The sequence below is a fragment of the Pseudogracilibacillus auburnensis genome (assembly GCF_003201975.1).
Classification (GTDB): domain Bacteria; phylum Bacillota; class Bacilli; order Bacillales; family Amphibacillaceae; genus Pseudogracilibacillus; species Pseudogracilibacillus auburnensis.
In genome coordinates this window covers 111,433-126,340 of the sequence record NZ_QJJQ01000003.1, presented here as the reverse complement: position 1 = coordinate 126,340, position 14,908 = coordinate 111,433, and the positions used below count along the sequence as shown (strand labels likewise).

General features: G+C 34.9%; 14 protein-coding genes. All 14 read right to left on the bottom strand.

What is annotated here, in order from left to right; all coding sequences use genetic code 11:
- A complete protein-coding gene (fliJ, locus tag DFR56_RS05540; protein WP_110394446.1) occupies positions 1–450 on the bottom strand; it encodes a flagellar export protein FliJ in 450 nt (149 codons plus the stop codon).
- Positions 450–1,769: a flagellar protein export ATPase FliI gene (fliI, locus tag DFR56_RS05535; protein ID WP_110394445.1), complete on the bottom strand. Its 1,320-nt coding sequence runs from the start codon at positions 1,767–1,769 to the stop codon at positions 450–452. Before fliI ends, fliJ begins: the two co-directional genes overlap by 1 nt.
- 2 nt (positions 1,770–1,771) lie before the next feature.
- Positions 1,772–2,533, bottom strand: a complete 762-nt coding sequence (gene fliH / locus DFR56_RS05530) for a flagellar assembly protein FliH (RefSeq protein WP_158525510.1) — start codon at positions 2,531–2,533, stop codon at positions 1,772–1,774.
- Entirely contained in the window at positions 2,526–3,545 is a 1,020-nt protein-coding gene (gene fliG, locus DFR56_RS05525; protein WP_242694730.1) for a flagellar motor switch protein FliG, read from the bottom strand. Before fliG ends, fliH begins: the two co-directional genes overlap by 8 nt.
- 6 nt (positions 3,546–3,551) lie before the next feature.
- Complete coding sequence (fliF, locus tag DFR56_RS05520) at positions 3,552–5,144, bottom strand: flagellar basal-body MS-ring/collar protein FliF (RefSeq protein WP_110394443.1); 1,593 nt, start codon at positions 5,142–5,144, stop codon at positions 3,552–3,554.
- Positions 5,145–5,497: 353 nt separating this feature from the next.
- Entirely contained in the window at positions 5,498–5,803 is a 306-nt protein-coding gene (gene fliE / locus DFR56_RS05515; protein ID WP_342353142.1) for a flagellar hook-basal body complex protein FliE, read from the bottom strand.
- Positions 5,804–5,829: 26 nt separating this feature from the next.
- A complete protein-coding gene (gene flgC / locus DFR56_RS05510) occupies positions 5,830–6,285 on the bottom strand; it encodes a flagellar basal body rod protein FlgC (protein ID WP_110394442.1) in 456 nt (151 codons plus the stop codon).
- Between the two features lie 2 nt (positions 6,286–6,287).
- Positions 6,288–6,677, bottom strand: a complete 390-nt coding sequence (flgB, locus tag DFR56_RS05505; RefSeq protein WP_110394441.1) for a flagellar basal body rod protein FlgB — start codon at positions 6,675–6,677, stop codon at positions 6,288–6,290.
- 425 nt (positions 6,678–7,102) lie between these two features.
- Entirely contained in the window at positions 7,103–7,882 is a 780-nt protein-coding gene (codY, locus tag DFR56_RS05500; protein ID WP_110394440.1) for a GTP-sensing pleiotropic transcriptional regulator CodY, read from the bottom strand.
- 115 nt (positions 7,883–7,997) lie between these two features.
- The gene (gene hslU, locus DFR56_RS05495) at positions 7,998–9,395 is read right to left on the bottom strand and encodes an ATP-dependent protease ATPase subunit HslU (RefSeq protein WP_110394439.1); all 1,398 of its coding nucleotides are present in this window, start codon (positions 9,393–9,395) and stop codon (positions 7,998–8,000) included.
- Positions 9,396–9,429: 34 nt separating this feature from the next.
- Positions 9,430–9,975, bottom strand: coding sequence for an ATP-dependent protease subunit HslV (gene hslV / locus DFR56_RS05490; RefSeq protein ID WP_110394438.1), 546 nt, complete (start codon positions 9,973–9,975; stop codon positions 9,430–9,432).
- Between the two features lie 88 nt (positions 9,976–10,063).
- Entirely contained in the window at positions 10,064–10,993 is a 930-nt protein-coding gene (gene xerC, locus DFR56_RS05485; RefSeq protein ID WP_110394437.1) for a tyrosine recombinase XerC, read from the bottom strand.
- A gap of 481 nt (positions 10,994–11,474) precedes the next feature.
- Complete coding sequence (gene topA / locus DFR56_RS05480; RefSeq protein WP_110394436.1) at positions 11,475–13,553, bottom strand: type I DNA topoisomerase; 2,079 nt, start codon at positions 13,551–13,553, stop codon at positions 11,475–11,477.
- A 255-nt stretch (positions 13,554–13,808) separates the two neighbouring features.
- On the bottom strand, positions 13,809–14,672 hold the full coding sequence (dprA, locus tag DFR56_RS05475) for a DNA-processing protein DprA (RefSeq protein WP_110394435.1): 864 nt from the start codon (positions 14,670–14,672) through the stop codon (positions 13,809–13,811).
- Positions 14,673–14,908: the final 236 nt, after the last annotated feature.

Genomic DNA, 14,908 nt, shown 5'->3' with positions numbered 1-14,908 from the left:
TCACCTATTTTGAACTTGTGTGTTAAATTGCCTAATCGAGATCTCATCCATCATCATAGACTCTAGTTTTTCTTTGTGTGCAATTATTTCTTTTTCTCGATGCCCAATCATTGTTTCAATCTTTTTTACTTCAACATGTGCTTCTGTTAAAATTTCTTGTTTATCTTCCATTTGCTTACGAGCTTGTTGTACCTGTTGTTGTAATACCATTATTTTTTTATTTAATGCATGGATATAAAGTGATTGTTCTTTAATTTTAGTAATCGCAGAACTTGCTTGCATGTAGTTGTCAAGTGTTTGTTCAGCTTGTTCCTTCGTCTTTAATTCACTATACAATTGTGTTGCAACTTCTTCGAAATAGTTTCTCGCGCTTATTTGTTCCATTTGAGCATCTTTTTTCTCTTGTTCTCGGACATGTAATATTTTATGTAATACGGCTGTTTGCGACATTATGAACCACCACCAGTAAGTAATTGATGCATTTTATCGATTGATTGTTGAAAAAGTTCTTTTTCCAAAATACCTTGTCTCAAAAAAGCTTGAATCGTTGGATAAAAAGAAATTGCTTCATCAATTTGTTTATTTGTTCCGTGTTTATACGCACCGATTTGAATAAGTTCACTATTTTCTTCATAAATTGCCATTAAGCTACGTATTCGCCTGGCTGTATGTAAATGCTCTTCATCAACGATTTGATTCATTACCCGGCTAACAGACTTTAGCACATTAATGGCCGGAAATTGCCCCATTTCGGCAAGTCTTCTTTCCAAGATAAAGTGCCCATCCAAAATTCCCCTTACAGCATCAGCAATCGGTTCATTCATATCATCACCATCAACTAAGACAGTATAAAAAGCAGTGATTGTCCCATGTTCATTTGTTCCTGTTCGCTCTAATAATTTAGGCAAGGTTGCAAACACAGAAGGAGTGTACCCTTTAGTTGTTGGGGGCTCTCCGATTGCTAACCCGATTTCTCTTTGGGCCATGGCTACTCTTGTGACAGAGTCCATCATTAAATTTACGTGTAAGCCTAAATCGCGAAAATATTCACTAATCGCAGTTGCGGTATAAGCTCCCTTAATTCGCATTAATGCTGGTTGGTCTGATGTAGCGACGACGACGATTGATTTTTTTAATCCTTCTTCACCTAAATCTTTTTCAATAAACTCTCTTACTTCTCGACCACGCTCACCAATTAATGCAATGACATTGACATCCGCCGCGCTGTTTCGCGCAATCATACCAAGTAATGTACTTTTCCCGACACCACTTCCGGCAAAGATTCCAATTCTTTGCCCTTTTCCTACCGTTAATAAGGAATCGATCGCGCGGACACCTACTTGGATTGGCTCGTCGATTGTTGGTCGCATCATTGGATTGGGTGGAGTTTGTTCCGTAATATAATTTTTAAGTCCTTTCGGTAACGATGATTTATCTAAATTATTACCCAAGGCATCGATCGTACTACCAATTAAACTTCGACCAACTTTGATCATTAACGGTTTTCTCGTTGATTCCACTAAACAACCTGGTCCGATTTCTGTTACTTCGGTGTACGGCATTAGAATAATTTTTTCATTATGAAAACCGACAACTTCAGCTAATATTGGTTTTTGCAAATTAGATTCAGGATGAATGATACATACTTCTCCTATATTTGCCGCAGGGCCAAGTGATTCGATCATTAAACCAACAATTCGTAACACTTTTCCGTATCGTTTATATGTATCAGCCTGTTCAATGACTTTTAGTAATGTGTCGATTTCCATCATCAATTCTCCGTTACATTTTCTTCCAAAGCATTTTTTAGCTGTTGGAGTTGAAGGTCGATACCAACATTAATCTGTCCAAACGGATGTCTTATGACACAATCACCTTGATGTAAATGTTGATCGACATAAATGGATAGAAGTTCGCCTTCTTCCAGGATTTGCTCTAATTCTTCTTTTTGCTGACAAATGAATGTATAATCATGCGGACTTACATAAATGGCGATAGTTGATTTGTCTTTTAATTCATCCATTGCTTTTACGACAATTGCTGTGAAGTAATCCTGATTTTTTGAAATTTGATCATTTATTATTTTCTCAGCAGCAGAAATAGCTAGTTGAATAATTGCCTGTTGATGTTTTTCAATCGTTTGTTCATAATCGTGTTTTGCTTTACTTACGATTTCATTTGCTTGTGTAAGAAGTTTTTCGTATTCTTGTTCCGCATTTTCTTGTCCTTTATCATAGCCGATGCCATAACCAATTTTTTCTGCTTTTTGTCTTTCTATTTCCTTCTCTTTGAGCCATACTTCTTTTTCCTTTTTGATTGCCTCTTTCATATCGTTTAACATTTTTTCTTTTTGTTCTTGTAACGTAGCTAATTGTTGTTTTGCTTTTTCTATTTCTACTTGTATAGTGGCATGTTGCTCGTCCATATTTAACTCGTCGAAATCAGTTTTATGCCTATTCATATTGGTCATTTTTTTAATAGAAATCACTTTATGATTATGATGCATTTTATTTTGATCCATCGTCTTAGACAATAATATCGTCTCCCCCGCCACGAGCAATGACAATTTCTCCAATTTCATCAAGTCTACGAATTGTACCAACAATTCTCGTTTGAGCCTCTTCAACATCTCTTAAGCGAACAGGCCCCATGTATTCCATTTCTTCTTTAAAGGTTTCTGCCATTCGTTGTGACATGTTTTTGAATATGACATCTTTTACTTCATCACTAGCAACACGTAAAGCAAGACGTAAATCTTCGTTCTCAACTTCACGTATAATACGTTGAATTGCGCGATTATCCAATATAACGATATCGTCGAAAATGAACATGCGCTTTTTAATTTCTTCTGCAAGCTCCGGATCTTGTATTTCAAGTGTATCTAGAATAGTTCGTTCCGTACTTCGATCTACTTCGTTTAATACTTCTACAACAGCTTGAATTCCGCCAGTCTGTGTATAATCCTCTGTCAAGGAACTAGAAATATTTTTTTCAAGCACTTGCTCTATTTCTGTAATAATATCTGGCGGAGTTGAATCCATCGTTGCGATTCGACTTGCAATATCTGCTTGAACATCCTCCTCTAATTCAGATAGAATTTGGCCAGCTTGTTCCGGATCTAAATAAGAGAGAACTAGTGCAATAGTTTGTGGATGTTCACCTTGAATAAAGTTTAATACTTGGTTTGGATCTGCCTTTCTTGCAAAGTCAAACGGCCTTACTTGCAAGGAGGATGTTAATCGATTAATAATACTTAATGCTTCTTGTTTTCCAAACGCTTTCTCTAAAACTGTTTTTGCATAACCTACACCGCCTTGAGAAATATAATCTTGCGCAATTGCGATTTGATGGAATTGCTCCAATATTTCTTCTTTTAAATGTGTATCCACTTTTTGTACAGATGAAATTTCTAAACTTAATTTCTCAATTTCTTCCTCTGTTAAATGTTTATACACTTCTGCGGAAACATCTGGGCCGAGTGAGATTAAGAGTATGGCAGCTTTTTGTTTTCCTGTTAATTGCTTCATTTTTCTAGCTATTTCCATCTCCTCCTAATCATCTGAAATCCAGCTTCTTAATAATTTTGCAAAATCCTCTGGTTGATCTTTTGCCATTTTCTCCAATTGCTCCCTTTGTACATCAGCTTCAGATTTAGGTTGATTACTAATATCGGGAACTTCAGGCTCTTCAGTCATGTCAAAAGAATCAACGCTCGGCTCTTCCTCTTCTTTTCTTCTATTTCTAAGTAGTAAAACAACTAAAATAATGATGACGACTAAAAGTATTGAACCTACTATGTACATCCACATCGGAATGATTGGTGTTGTATTATCAGGAATCGTTGTATCGCGTCCATTAAATTCTTGGAACACGATGGATACCTTTTCTTCCGGATCGACTTCACCATATTCTTTATCGATCGAAGTGGTAATCATCGAATTTACGATCGATGCAATTCCATCCTCGACTGTATTTTGTTCTTGTTGTGTCAATAGTTCAACATTGTCACCATCTACTTGCCGAACACTATCAACTACGACTTGAATTCCTAAATCACGGATTTTATAAGGTGATTCAGCGATATCCTTGTGGATTCGGTTTAGTTCGTAATTAATTGTTTCCTTTGCTAACTCATAATCCCCTTCTTCACCTGCCGCTACACCTGGATAATTAGCAATATCTTCATCGCCAGTTCCAGCTACACCACCTTGTGCTTGATTTCCTTCAAACGTTTCTTGAATTGTTTCGATACTTACTGGGATACCTTCCATATTATCGATATCAACTGGCTCGACTAATTCTTCTACCCGGTTTTCATTTGTAAAATCTATATCTGCGGTAACAGAGGCAATTACTTTATCCATACCAACCATTGTACCGAGCATTTGTTGTAATCGTTTCTGAATATCTCGTTCAATATCTCTTTTTATATTTTGTTGCTGTGAAAACTCATTTTCTGCCCCACTGACAGATAATTGATCAAAATATTCAAAGTATTGGTTCATGATAACGATATTTTCTGCCGGTAAATTTGGTATAGCTTTGGAAACTAAATGATATAGTGATTCAATTTGATTTCCTTTAAATTCATATCCATATTGTGTATGTAAAACGATGGATGCACTTGCATTTTCGATAGAATCACTAACAAAAACAGATTGTTGCGGTAAATTGATCATCACTTTAGCATCTTCAATACCGTCGACGCTTTTAATTAAGTTTGCTAATTCTGTCTGCATAGCATCTAACTTCATCATATTAAATTCATTATCTGTAATACCCCAGGAGGCGTTTTCACTAAAAAATGAATAATCTATGTTTCCACTATGCGGTATTCCTTGACCTGCTAAATCTACTAACAGTTGTTCACTCTGTTCTTCAGGAACTTTTATCGTCGTGCCTCCACTTTCCAATTCATACGGAATATTTCTGCTATCTAATTCTTCTTTTATTTGTCCTACCTCTTGAATCGATAAATTAGTATACAGCGGTACAAAGTGATTGGATGATGTAAAGATTGTAATAGCGGCAATGAATGCAATAACGATACCAAAAATACTAAAGAAAAGAGTTTTTTGCTTTTTTGAACTATTGATCCATAATAATTTAATTTGTTGGCTTATTTGCTCCCATTTTTCCTTCATATAATCCCACCGACATCAAGTAATAAAAAAATGAACTATTAAAACTAAGATTTTGCTTTTTTCCATTAGAAAACTTGGCATTTACTGAAGAAAACACACCGATTGGCAAGCCGTTAGGCGACGCAAAGGTGATGTTGTAATGATAAAATAAATGATTAGCTTATTTGCCAAGCTTCTGGCAAGAACGAAAGTTGCACTTTCGACGTATACTATTTATTGTGGAAAATAATCGTAGTCGAAAAAGTCTTCGATGGGACAAGCGTAAACACGGTCCCAGGACGTCGCGCTTTTAGTCAGTGTACAGTATAAAAAGGATTTATCCTTTCTTACTGCTAAAAAGGATACGCAACATCTTACACTTGCATTCGCATCATTTCATTATAAATATCGATTACTTTTTGTTGAACTTGTACTGCGGTTTCTACGGTAATACTTGCTTTTTGAGCTGTGATCATTACATCATGAAGATCGTCTATCTTTCCTTTTGCTAACAGTTCTGTCTTTACGTTCGATTCGTGCTCTTGCTTACTTATTTGATTTAGTGCTGATTTTAAGACGTTACTAAAGTTATTATCTTTTGATGGTTGATCAATAATTAATCGGTTTTCTGTTTGCTGTAATGGTGATACAGTTGAAATCGCTCTAATTTGCTCTGGCAATTTTCACTTCTCCTTTATCACTAAAATTATCTACCAATCTCTAGCGCTTTTAACAACATGTCTTTTGTCGCATTTAAAGAGGTAATATTTGCTTCATATGACCTAGAAGCACTCATTAAATCAACCATTTCCTTTAATGGATCGACGTTTGGGTAACTCACATATCCATCCTCATTTGCATCTGGGTGTGTAGGATCAAAGACCATCTTGAATGGCTCTGTATCGTCAACAATACCAGTAACTTTTACACCGTTTGTTGGGGATGAATAACCATATCTTGCTTTATGTAAATATGTTTTAAACTCGTTTGATTTCGGAGCCATCGTCACCATTTTCCTTCTGTATGGTTCAAACTCCCCATTTTCATTTATTGTTGCTCTTGTCGTTTGTTGGTTGGCAATATTTGCAGCAGTTACATCCATTCGTAATCTTTGTGCGGTTAGGGAACTAGCACTAGTATTAAACGCATGAAATATCGACAATTTTACCTACCTCCTCTAATTACAGTTTGTAAATTAGATAATTTTCCATTCATCCGATCAATCAAGCTTCGATAATAGATTTGATTTTTGGCTAAATCAGACATCTCTTTATCCATATCGACATTATTTTGATTATGATTGTATAATGTATTTTTTTTCGTGATCGTCCTAAATGGTTCATTATCTTCTAGAAATGGAATATGTTTCGGATGAGTTCGTTTTGTTTCCAATTTACTAATTTCGTCGTTTAATGCATGTTTAAACACGACATCCTGTGATTTATAGTTCGGTGTATCTACATTGGCAATATTATTCGTAATAACTGCATTTCGTTTTGTCGCATAATTTAATGATTGTTCCAATGTATTCATTGTTTGATCAAATAATTTCACGGAAATACGCTCCTTAGTCAAAATTCGACATCATGTTCAGTTTTTGTTTATTTTTATCGAATACATCATTATTTTAGATGATATTGTAACTAAAGTCTACTAATTATCTACTATTTTGCAATATAAATTTAATAATTGAGCCTATAGGACTAATGATTTTTTACATATTATTACTATTTAAATGAAAAAGGGGTCTTTTATCCTATTATTATATTTCATTTTATTTTCATTTTTATGACACTATGCAAAAAGTCCTTTCGATAAAAATGACTATTATAAGCACCTTTTTACAAAAAATAGAAGAAAAGTAGGATAAATATTGATTGGTTTTTTCGAACATATCGATAAATAGAACTATATACTTTACATTAAAATTAAAAAACAGCTACAATAAGTAGCTGTTTTTCATTATGTTTCTTATCTAGTTATTTAGTTCTTAGTTTATCGAGTTCTACTAAAAACTTTTCGTTTAATACTTTAATATATGTTCCTTTCATTCCAAGAGAGCGAGATTCAATAACTCCTGCACTCTCAAGCTTTCTTAGCGCATTTACGATAACTGAACGGGTAATTCCTACTCGATCAGCAATTTTACTTGCAACAAGTAATCCTTCCTTCCCGTTTAACTCTTCAAAAATATGATCAATAGCTTCTAACTCACTAAAAGATAATGAACTAATCGCCATTTGTACGACAGCTTTACTTCTTGCTTCTAACTCAATTTCCTCCGCTTTTCCTTGAAGAATTTCCATTCCAACAACAGTTGCTCCGTATTCAGCTAAAATTAAATCATCATCATTAAAGCTTTCAGTAAGTCGCCCTAGAATGAGTGTACCTATTCTTTCTCCTCCACCAATAATCGGAACAATTGTTGTTAACCCATCTTGGAAAAGTTCACGATTTTCATATGGGAACACAGTATAAATACTTTCTGTATCAATGTTTGCTGTCGTCTCTTGGACATTTAATATTTCTTTCGTATATTCTTCTGGAAATTGACGCTCTTCCAACATGTTTTTCATTCGTTCATTTTCAATTTCTTGATTAATAGCTACTCCAAGTAATTTTCCTCTTCTACTTAGAATGAAGACATTTCCGTTAATAACTTCCGATAGTGTTTTTGACATATCATTAAAGTTCACTGGTTTACCTGCTGATTTTTGTAACAATGCATTTATTTTCCTAGTACGTTCTAAAAGATTCATTACTTCCATCCTTCCGTGTATATGTTATCATGTTTTTTCTCTATTTTTTATATGAATTGCTGAAATGCAATGTATATCATCCACTTCAACAATGTCCAAATATGTTTATGAAACGTTATAAAATAAATTGGCTTAATTTTTTATCATCCACAATATCATTAAGCTTCTCATTTACATAATTCGTCGTTATTTCCACCGTTTCCAAATTAATATCAGGTGCTTCGAACGATAAATCTTCTAATAGTTTTTCTAAAATAGTATGCAATCTTCTTGCACCGATATTGTCTGAATCTTGATTTACTTGATAAGCAATTTCGGCAAGCCTCTTCACAGCTTCGTCAGTAAAAACGACATTTATACCTTCTGTACTAAGTAACGCTGTATATTGCTTTAAAAGTGCATTTGATGGCTCTGTTAAAATTTTCACAAAATCATCGACTGTTAGTTTATTAAATTCGACCCTTACTGGAAATCTCCCTTGTAATTCAGGTATTAAATCAGATGGCTTAGCCATATGAAAGGCACCAGCTGCAAAAAAGAGAATATGATCGGTTTTCACAGGACCATATTTCGTTATGACAGTTGAACCTTCTACAATTGGTAAAATGTCTCGTTGCACTCCTTCACGCGACACCCCTGGTCCATGCTGATCGGCACCTACCACTTTATCAATTTCATCGATAAATACGATGCCAGCTTGTTCTGCACGATTAATTGCCTCTTGTTGCGCTTCTTCCATATCAATCATTTTTTGAGCCTCTTGTTGTGCTAACACTTTTCTCGCTTCTTTGACGGGAAGTTTACGTTTTTTAATTTTACCTGGTAAAAGCTGACCAAAAGCATCTTGCATGCTCATTCCCATTTGTTCCATACCAGATCCTTGCAACATATCGAACATAGATGGAGCTTGCTCTTCAATTTCTACTTGGACGATTTGATCTTCTAATTCGCCAAGTGCAAGTAATTTTGCAACATTTTTTCGTTTCTCTATCATATTATCGGTATCTTTTTGTTTATCTTGATCCATTTCTTCTGAATCGTCCATATTTGAAAATAACATTTCAAAAGGGTTTTTCATTGTTTTTTGTTTTTTAATTTCTGGAACGATTAATTTCACAAGCTTTTTATTCGCTTCTTCTGTTGCTTTATCTTTTACTGCTTCCATTTTTTCTTCTTTTACGATACGCATCGCCATTTCAACAAGGTCACGAATCATGGATTCAACATCACGACCGACATACCCCACTTCTGTAAACTTTGTCGCTTCTACTTTTATAAATGGAGCTTTCACTAACTTCGCTAATCTCCTAGCAACTTCTGTTTTTCCAACCCCTGTCGGGCCAATCATTAAAATGTTTTTCGGAACTACTTCATCTCTCATCGTTCCTTCTAATTGCATTCTACGGAACCTATTCCTTAATGCAACTGCAACAGATCGCTTTGCATCTTGTTGACCGACAATAAACCGATCTAACTTCTCTGCTATTTGCTTAGGAGTATAATTAACTTCCATTTTTCAATAAAACTCCTTTCCATCCAACCCATTATTACTCAATCACTTTTGTTGTAATTTGCTCATTCGTATACACGCAAATATCACTCGCTATTTTTAATGCTGCTTCAGAGATTTCTTTCGCTGTTAAGTTAGGGGAATATTGTGCAAGCGCCCTCCCAGCACTTAAAGCATAGTTACCTCCAGAACCAATTGCAAGTATACCATCATCAGGCTCTATTACTTCACCTGTACCCGATAATAAAAACATATGCTCCTTATTCATTACAATAAGCATTGCTTCTAATCTGCGCAACACTTTATCACTGCGCCATTCCTTCGCTAATTCAACAGACGCTCTCATTAAATTTCCATTATATTCTTCTAATTTTCCTTCAAATTTTTCAAATAAAGTAAAAGCATCTGCAACAGAACCTGCAAATCCAGCGATTACTTGATCTTTATATAATGTACGAACTTTTTGAGCCTTATGCTTCATTACAACGGTATTTCCGAGTGTTACTTGCCCATCACCACTCATTGCACATTGCCCTTTATGCTGGATTGCAAAAATAGTCGTAGCATGCATTTCATTTGACATCTAGCATCCGCTCCCTTTCGAAAACTTGGCTTCATAGAAAAGCCACCATTTACATGTATGCGGCAGATCAATAGACCTATGTTTTATTTTATTTCCCTTCATTATATCCATCTAGTTTTGCCCGAGGATGACTATTTAAATAAACATTTCGTAATCTATCTTTGGTCACATGAGTATAAATTTGAGTAGAAGATAAATTTTCATGCCCAAGCAACTCTTGAACTGCACGTAGGTCAGCTCCTTCATTAAGTAAATGAGTTGCAAATGTGTGACGTAGTTTATGTGGATGCATATTGACTGTTAATGATGTTTTTTTCACCATTTGTTGGAGTGTATAATGTATTCCTCTCGTCGTTATTGGATTTCCTCGCGCATTTAAAAAGACATGATTCGAACTGAACGATGCTTTATTCAGCAATTTGCTTCTTCCATCTTTAATATATGTAGATAGTGCATCTTGTGCATATTGTCCAAACGGTATATATCTTTCCTTTCTCCCTTTCCCAATCACATTTAATATGCCAATCGAAAAGTCGATATTATCAAGCTTAAGTCCTTGACATTCACTGACACGAATACCTGTCGCATAAAAAACTTCAAGCAATGCTTGATTCCGTTGGCCTAAGGGAGTTGTTAGATCACTAACCTCAAATAATTCAGATAACTCTTTCAGATAAAAAAAGCTAGGAATACGTTTATCCTGTTTCGGTAAAGGAATGTGAATAAAAGGATTTCGTTCAATAACATGGTCTTTTTCTAGAAATTTATAAAATGTTCGTAAACAAGAAAGTGTTCTAGATACAGACTTTCTACTAAGTTTCCGTTTATATAATTCTGTTAAGAACAGTCTTACTACCATTGGGTCTACATCAGCTATATCTTTTACTTCTTCCTTAACTAAAAATTGAAAGAATAACTGTAAATCGCTTTGATAAAAAGTAATCGTATAATCAGATGCATTTTTTTCAACTTGTAAATATTCAATAAATCGTTTTAGATGCGTATTTAATCGCTGCATCATCTCACTCCATCGTTGCGCCATTTTATCTCAGCGGTGTTACGAAATGATCCCGTTTCAACAGAAAAGAGATAAGTACCGCTCAAGCAAATACACCAATGTCAAGCCGTTAGGTGTAGACAAAGGCGATGGTGCGCTTCTGCTGATTTGTTAAACTCTGAACGCGATAAGTATGTGAAACAGTCGTATTATCGGCACACTTGAACGCTCTAAAGTGCGACGAAGCTTCAGATGAAATTAGTAATTCCACACTGAACCCAAGTCTACATTATACGAACGAGTTAAGCATATCACAAAAAAAAATCACTAGCAATAAATTTAACTAAATTGTAACAAAATTCAGAAATACAGTATCGAAAATAAAGTTCGGAACATTACTCTCATCATTTCAGATTGTAATATTCCAAACAAATATTTTACTCCTTCTCATTTGTATAGTCAAATTTATTGCTCTTAATAATTATATCATGCACCATTTTATTTATTCTTGCACATTTTCTTGATAATCACAATTACTACATTTTACCTGGACTTGTTTTTTTGTTCTTTTTTCAACTAAATAAGCGTCACATTTTGGACAACTTCTAGCTACCGGCTTATCCCAAGAAACAAATTCACAGTCAGGGTATGTGTCACATCCATAAAAAACTCGGTTCTTTTTCGACTTTCGTTCAACTATTTCACCTTTTTTACACGATGGACATGTTACTCCGATCTTTTTTAAAATAGGCTTCGTATTACGGCAATCAGGGAAGTTAGAACATGCCATAAATTTGCCGTATCGTCCCATTTTATAAACCATCGGGTGGCCACATTTTTCACAGTCAATACCAGCAGGTTCATCTTTTATCTCAATCGTTTTCATTTCCTCTTCCGCTTTTTCAAGACGAACATGAAAATCTTGATAGAAGTCATCAATGATATTAATCCAGCCGACTTTTCCTTCTTCGACCAAGTCTAGATTATCTTCCATTTGTACAGTGAAATCAACATTTGTAATTTCAGGAAAATATTCATCTAATATATCGACCACAATTTCGCCAAGTTCGGTTGGAACGAATCGTCTATTATCTAAATTAACATATCCTCTACGTTGAATCGTATCTAAAGTTGGAGCATAAGTAGAAGGTCTACCAATTCCTTGTTTCTCTAAAGTACCAACAAGTGTCGCCTCTGTATACCTTGGTGGCGGCTGTGTGAAATGTTGATTAGGCGTTAGATCTTTATAGGTTACACATTCACCCTCTTTTAAATCAGGAAGATACTTTTCTTCTTCCTTCTTCTCATGATCTGTTCCTTCTATATATACAGTCATAAATCCTTTGAATTTTATCTTTGAACCGGTTGCTCTAAATTCGACACCATTATTTAGTAAATGTACGGTCATCGTATCCATTACTGCTGGTGCCATTTGACTAGCCAAAAATCGATCATAAATTAATTTATATAATTTATATTGATCATTAGATAAAATCCCTTTTAAGGAAGCAGGGTCCCGCAAAGAAGATGTCGGTCTAATTGCTTCGTGAGCATCTTGAGCACCTTCTTGTTGTTTCTGATTTTTTATCGCACCAACATATTGTTTGCCAAACTTTTCTTCAATATATGATACAGCTTCATTTCTTGCAGTTACTGAAATTCGAGTTGAGTCTGTACGCATATACGTAATTAACCCGGTGATACCACCAGATTTTCTACCTAGGTCAATTCCTTCATATAACTGCTGGGCAATCATCATCGTTTTTCTCGCCCGAAAATTTAATTTTCTAGCGGCCTCTTGTTGTAATGTCGATGTAATAAATGGCTTAGCAGGATTTCTTCTTCTCTCCCGCTTATTTACTTTATCAATTTTAAATTGTTTATCTGTTAATTTTTTTATGATCTCTTTTACTTCAGCCTCATTGTGTAACTCTCGTTTCTTTCCATCTATACCGTAAAATTTACCGGTAAAACTATCTTTGTTTTTTAGGAAAGCTGCTTCGATTGACCAATATTCTTCTGGCTTAAAGTTTTTAATTTCTTTTTCGCGCTCAATAATCATTTTCACTGCAACAGATTGGACACGTCCTGCACTTAACCCTTTTTTCACTTTCTTCCACAACAATGGACTAATATTATAGCCGACTAGACGATCCAAAATCCGCCGCGCCTGCTGTGCATCTACTAAATCATAGTCAATCTTTCGAGGGTGTTTAAAAGACTCTTTAATCGCGTCTTTCGTTATTTCATTGAATACAACTCGACATTCAGAATTTTCATCGACATTTAATGCGTGGGCTAAATGCCAAGCAATAGCTTCCCCTTCACGATCCGGGTCAGCGGCAAGATAAATTTTAGTCGCTTTTTTTGCTTCTTTACGTAATTCCTTTAAAATATCTCCCTTTCCTCGAATGGTGATATATTTCGGTTTATATTGCTCTTCCACATTAACACCCATTTGACTTTTTGGTAAATCGCGTACATGACCCATTGATGCTTTCACTTTATATTTTTTTCCTAAATATCTTTCAATTGTTTTTGCTTTAGCTGGTGATTCTACGATTACAAGATAATTTGACATATTCTTTCCTCCTATTAACTTGAGGGTTAATTTATATAGTTAGTTTTCGCATTCATAAGAGGATAACCCAAATACTTTGAACATCCTCTTGTGTTTTTTATATTTATATGAAATAAAATAGAAATCTCCACTAATAGTAAGGACATCATGTTGTTTTGTCAAATATAGCGATTATTTTTTTATAGATTATCCTTGTTTTTCAGATATATAAAGTGTAATAATGGGCAGTTTACCACGATAATTTGTCTTTTTAACTTATTTCCAATCATCTAAAATATCATTCGCACACATAATTAGTTTTGCCCCATCTTGAATCATTTGATGGCAACCGACTGTTTGTTTTATTAATGGTGAACCTGGAACAGCGTAAACTTCTCTACCTTGATCTAATGCTTGATCGACAGTAATAAGAGTACCGCTTTTTTCTGTCGCTTCGATGACTAATGTTGCTAAACTTAATCCGCTAATGATACGATTCCTTTCAGGAAAATGATATTTTCTTGGTGGGACATCGGGGGGATATTCAGTTACAACTAGCCCCATTTTTGCAATTTGTTCAAATAATTGAATATTTTCTCTAGGATAAATATGATTCAATCCACTTCCTAACACAGTAATTGTTTTGCCCTTGTGAAATAAAGCTAACTTATGGGCGAGACTATCTATTCCATACGCTAGTCCACTAACAATGACCCAATCGTTTTTTATGATCGGTGTGACTATCTGTTTTAGTTTTTGTGGAGCTTCATTGGTTGGCTTTCTAGTGCCAATAACACTTATTGAAGGGAGATGTTTAAGGAGTGCTATATTACCTAATGTATAAAGTACAAGTGGCGCATCAGGAATTGTTTTAAGTTGATCTGGATACTCCTTATCATATATGGTAACAATTTGCGCTATTTCCTCATCTTTTTTCATCATCTGCGGATGGTCAAGGTGATTCAATTTTTTATAGATGGTTGACGCTTTTTTTAGTGGGATGGATAAGGAATGACTTATCTCGTTTGGGGTAAAAGAGAAGATTTTTTCTAAGGTTTTGTCGAACTGTGTTATTTTATGTATCATTCGACGAGTCATAAAACGGTGTAAAAAAATGAGACGTTTCCGGACTTTTTGCAACGATGCAACAACTCCTTTTCTATAAAGAGAAGAACCTAAAAGGTTAGGTTCTCCATTGATTTATAACATATCAAAATAAAATGTCTTTGTAAAGCTTCTTTTCAAACGATAGTTACCTTATTATTTGGCGAAAGCCTAGTTGTTCTGGTCTAGTTCAAAGGAAGTTCAATTAATTGCGCCACTTTGCGTGGTAACATTGAACCACCCCGCAATGTGCAGGCGCAGTTTATACGTTG

Coding starts and splice junctions, on each gene's coding strand:
- fliJ (WP_110394446.1), bottom strand. CDS start 450: ATGTCGCAAACAGCCGTATTACATAAAATATTACATGTCCGAGAACAA.
- fliI (WP_110394445.1), bottom strand. CDS start 1,769: ATGGAAATCGACACATTACTAAAAGTCATTGAACAGGCTGATACATAT.
- fliG (WP_242694730.1), bottom strand. CDS start 3,545: ATGGAAATAGCTAGAAAAATGAAGCAATTAACAGGAAAACAAAAAGCT.
- fliF (WP_110394443.1), bottom strand. CDS start 5,144: ATGAAGGAAAAATGGGAGCAAATAAGCCAACAAATTAAATTATTATGG.
- codY (WP_110394440.1), bottom strand. CDS start 7,882: ATGAATCTTTTAGAACGTACTAGGAAAATAAATGCATTGTTACAAAAA.
- hslU (WP_110394439.1), bottom strand. CDS start 9,395: ATGGAAGTTAATTATACTCCTAAGCAAATAGCAGAGAAGTTAGATCGG.
- hslV (WP_110394438.1), bottom strand. CDS start 9,975: ATGTCAAATGAAATGCATGCTACGACTATTTTTGCAATCCAGCATAAA.
- xerC (WP_110394437.1), bottom strand. CDS start 10,993: ATGCAGCGATTAAATACGCATCTAAAACGATTTATTGAATATTTACAA.
- topA (WP_110394436.1), bottom strand. CDS start 13,553: ATGTCAAATTATCTTGTAATCGTAGAATCACCAGCTAAAGCAAAAACA.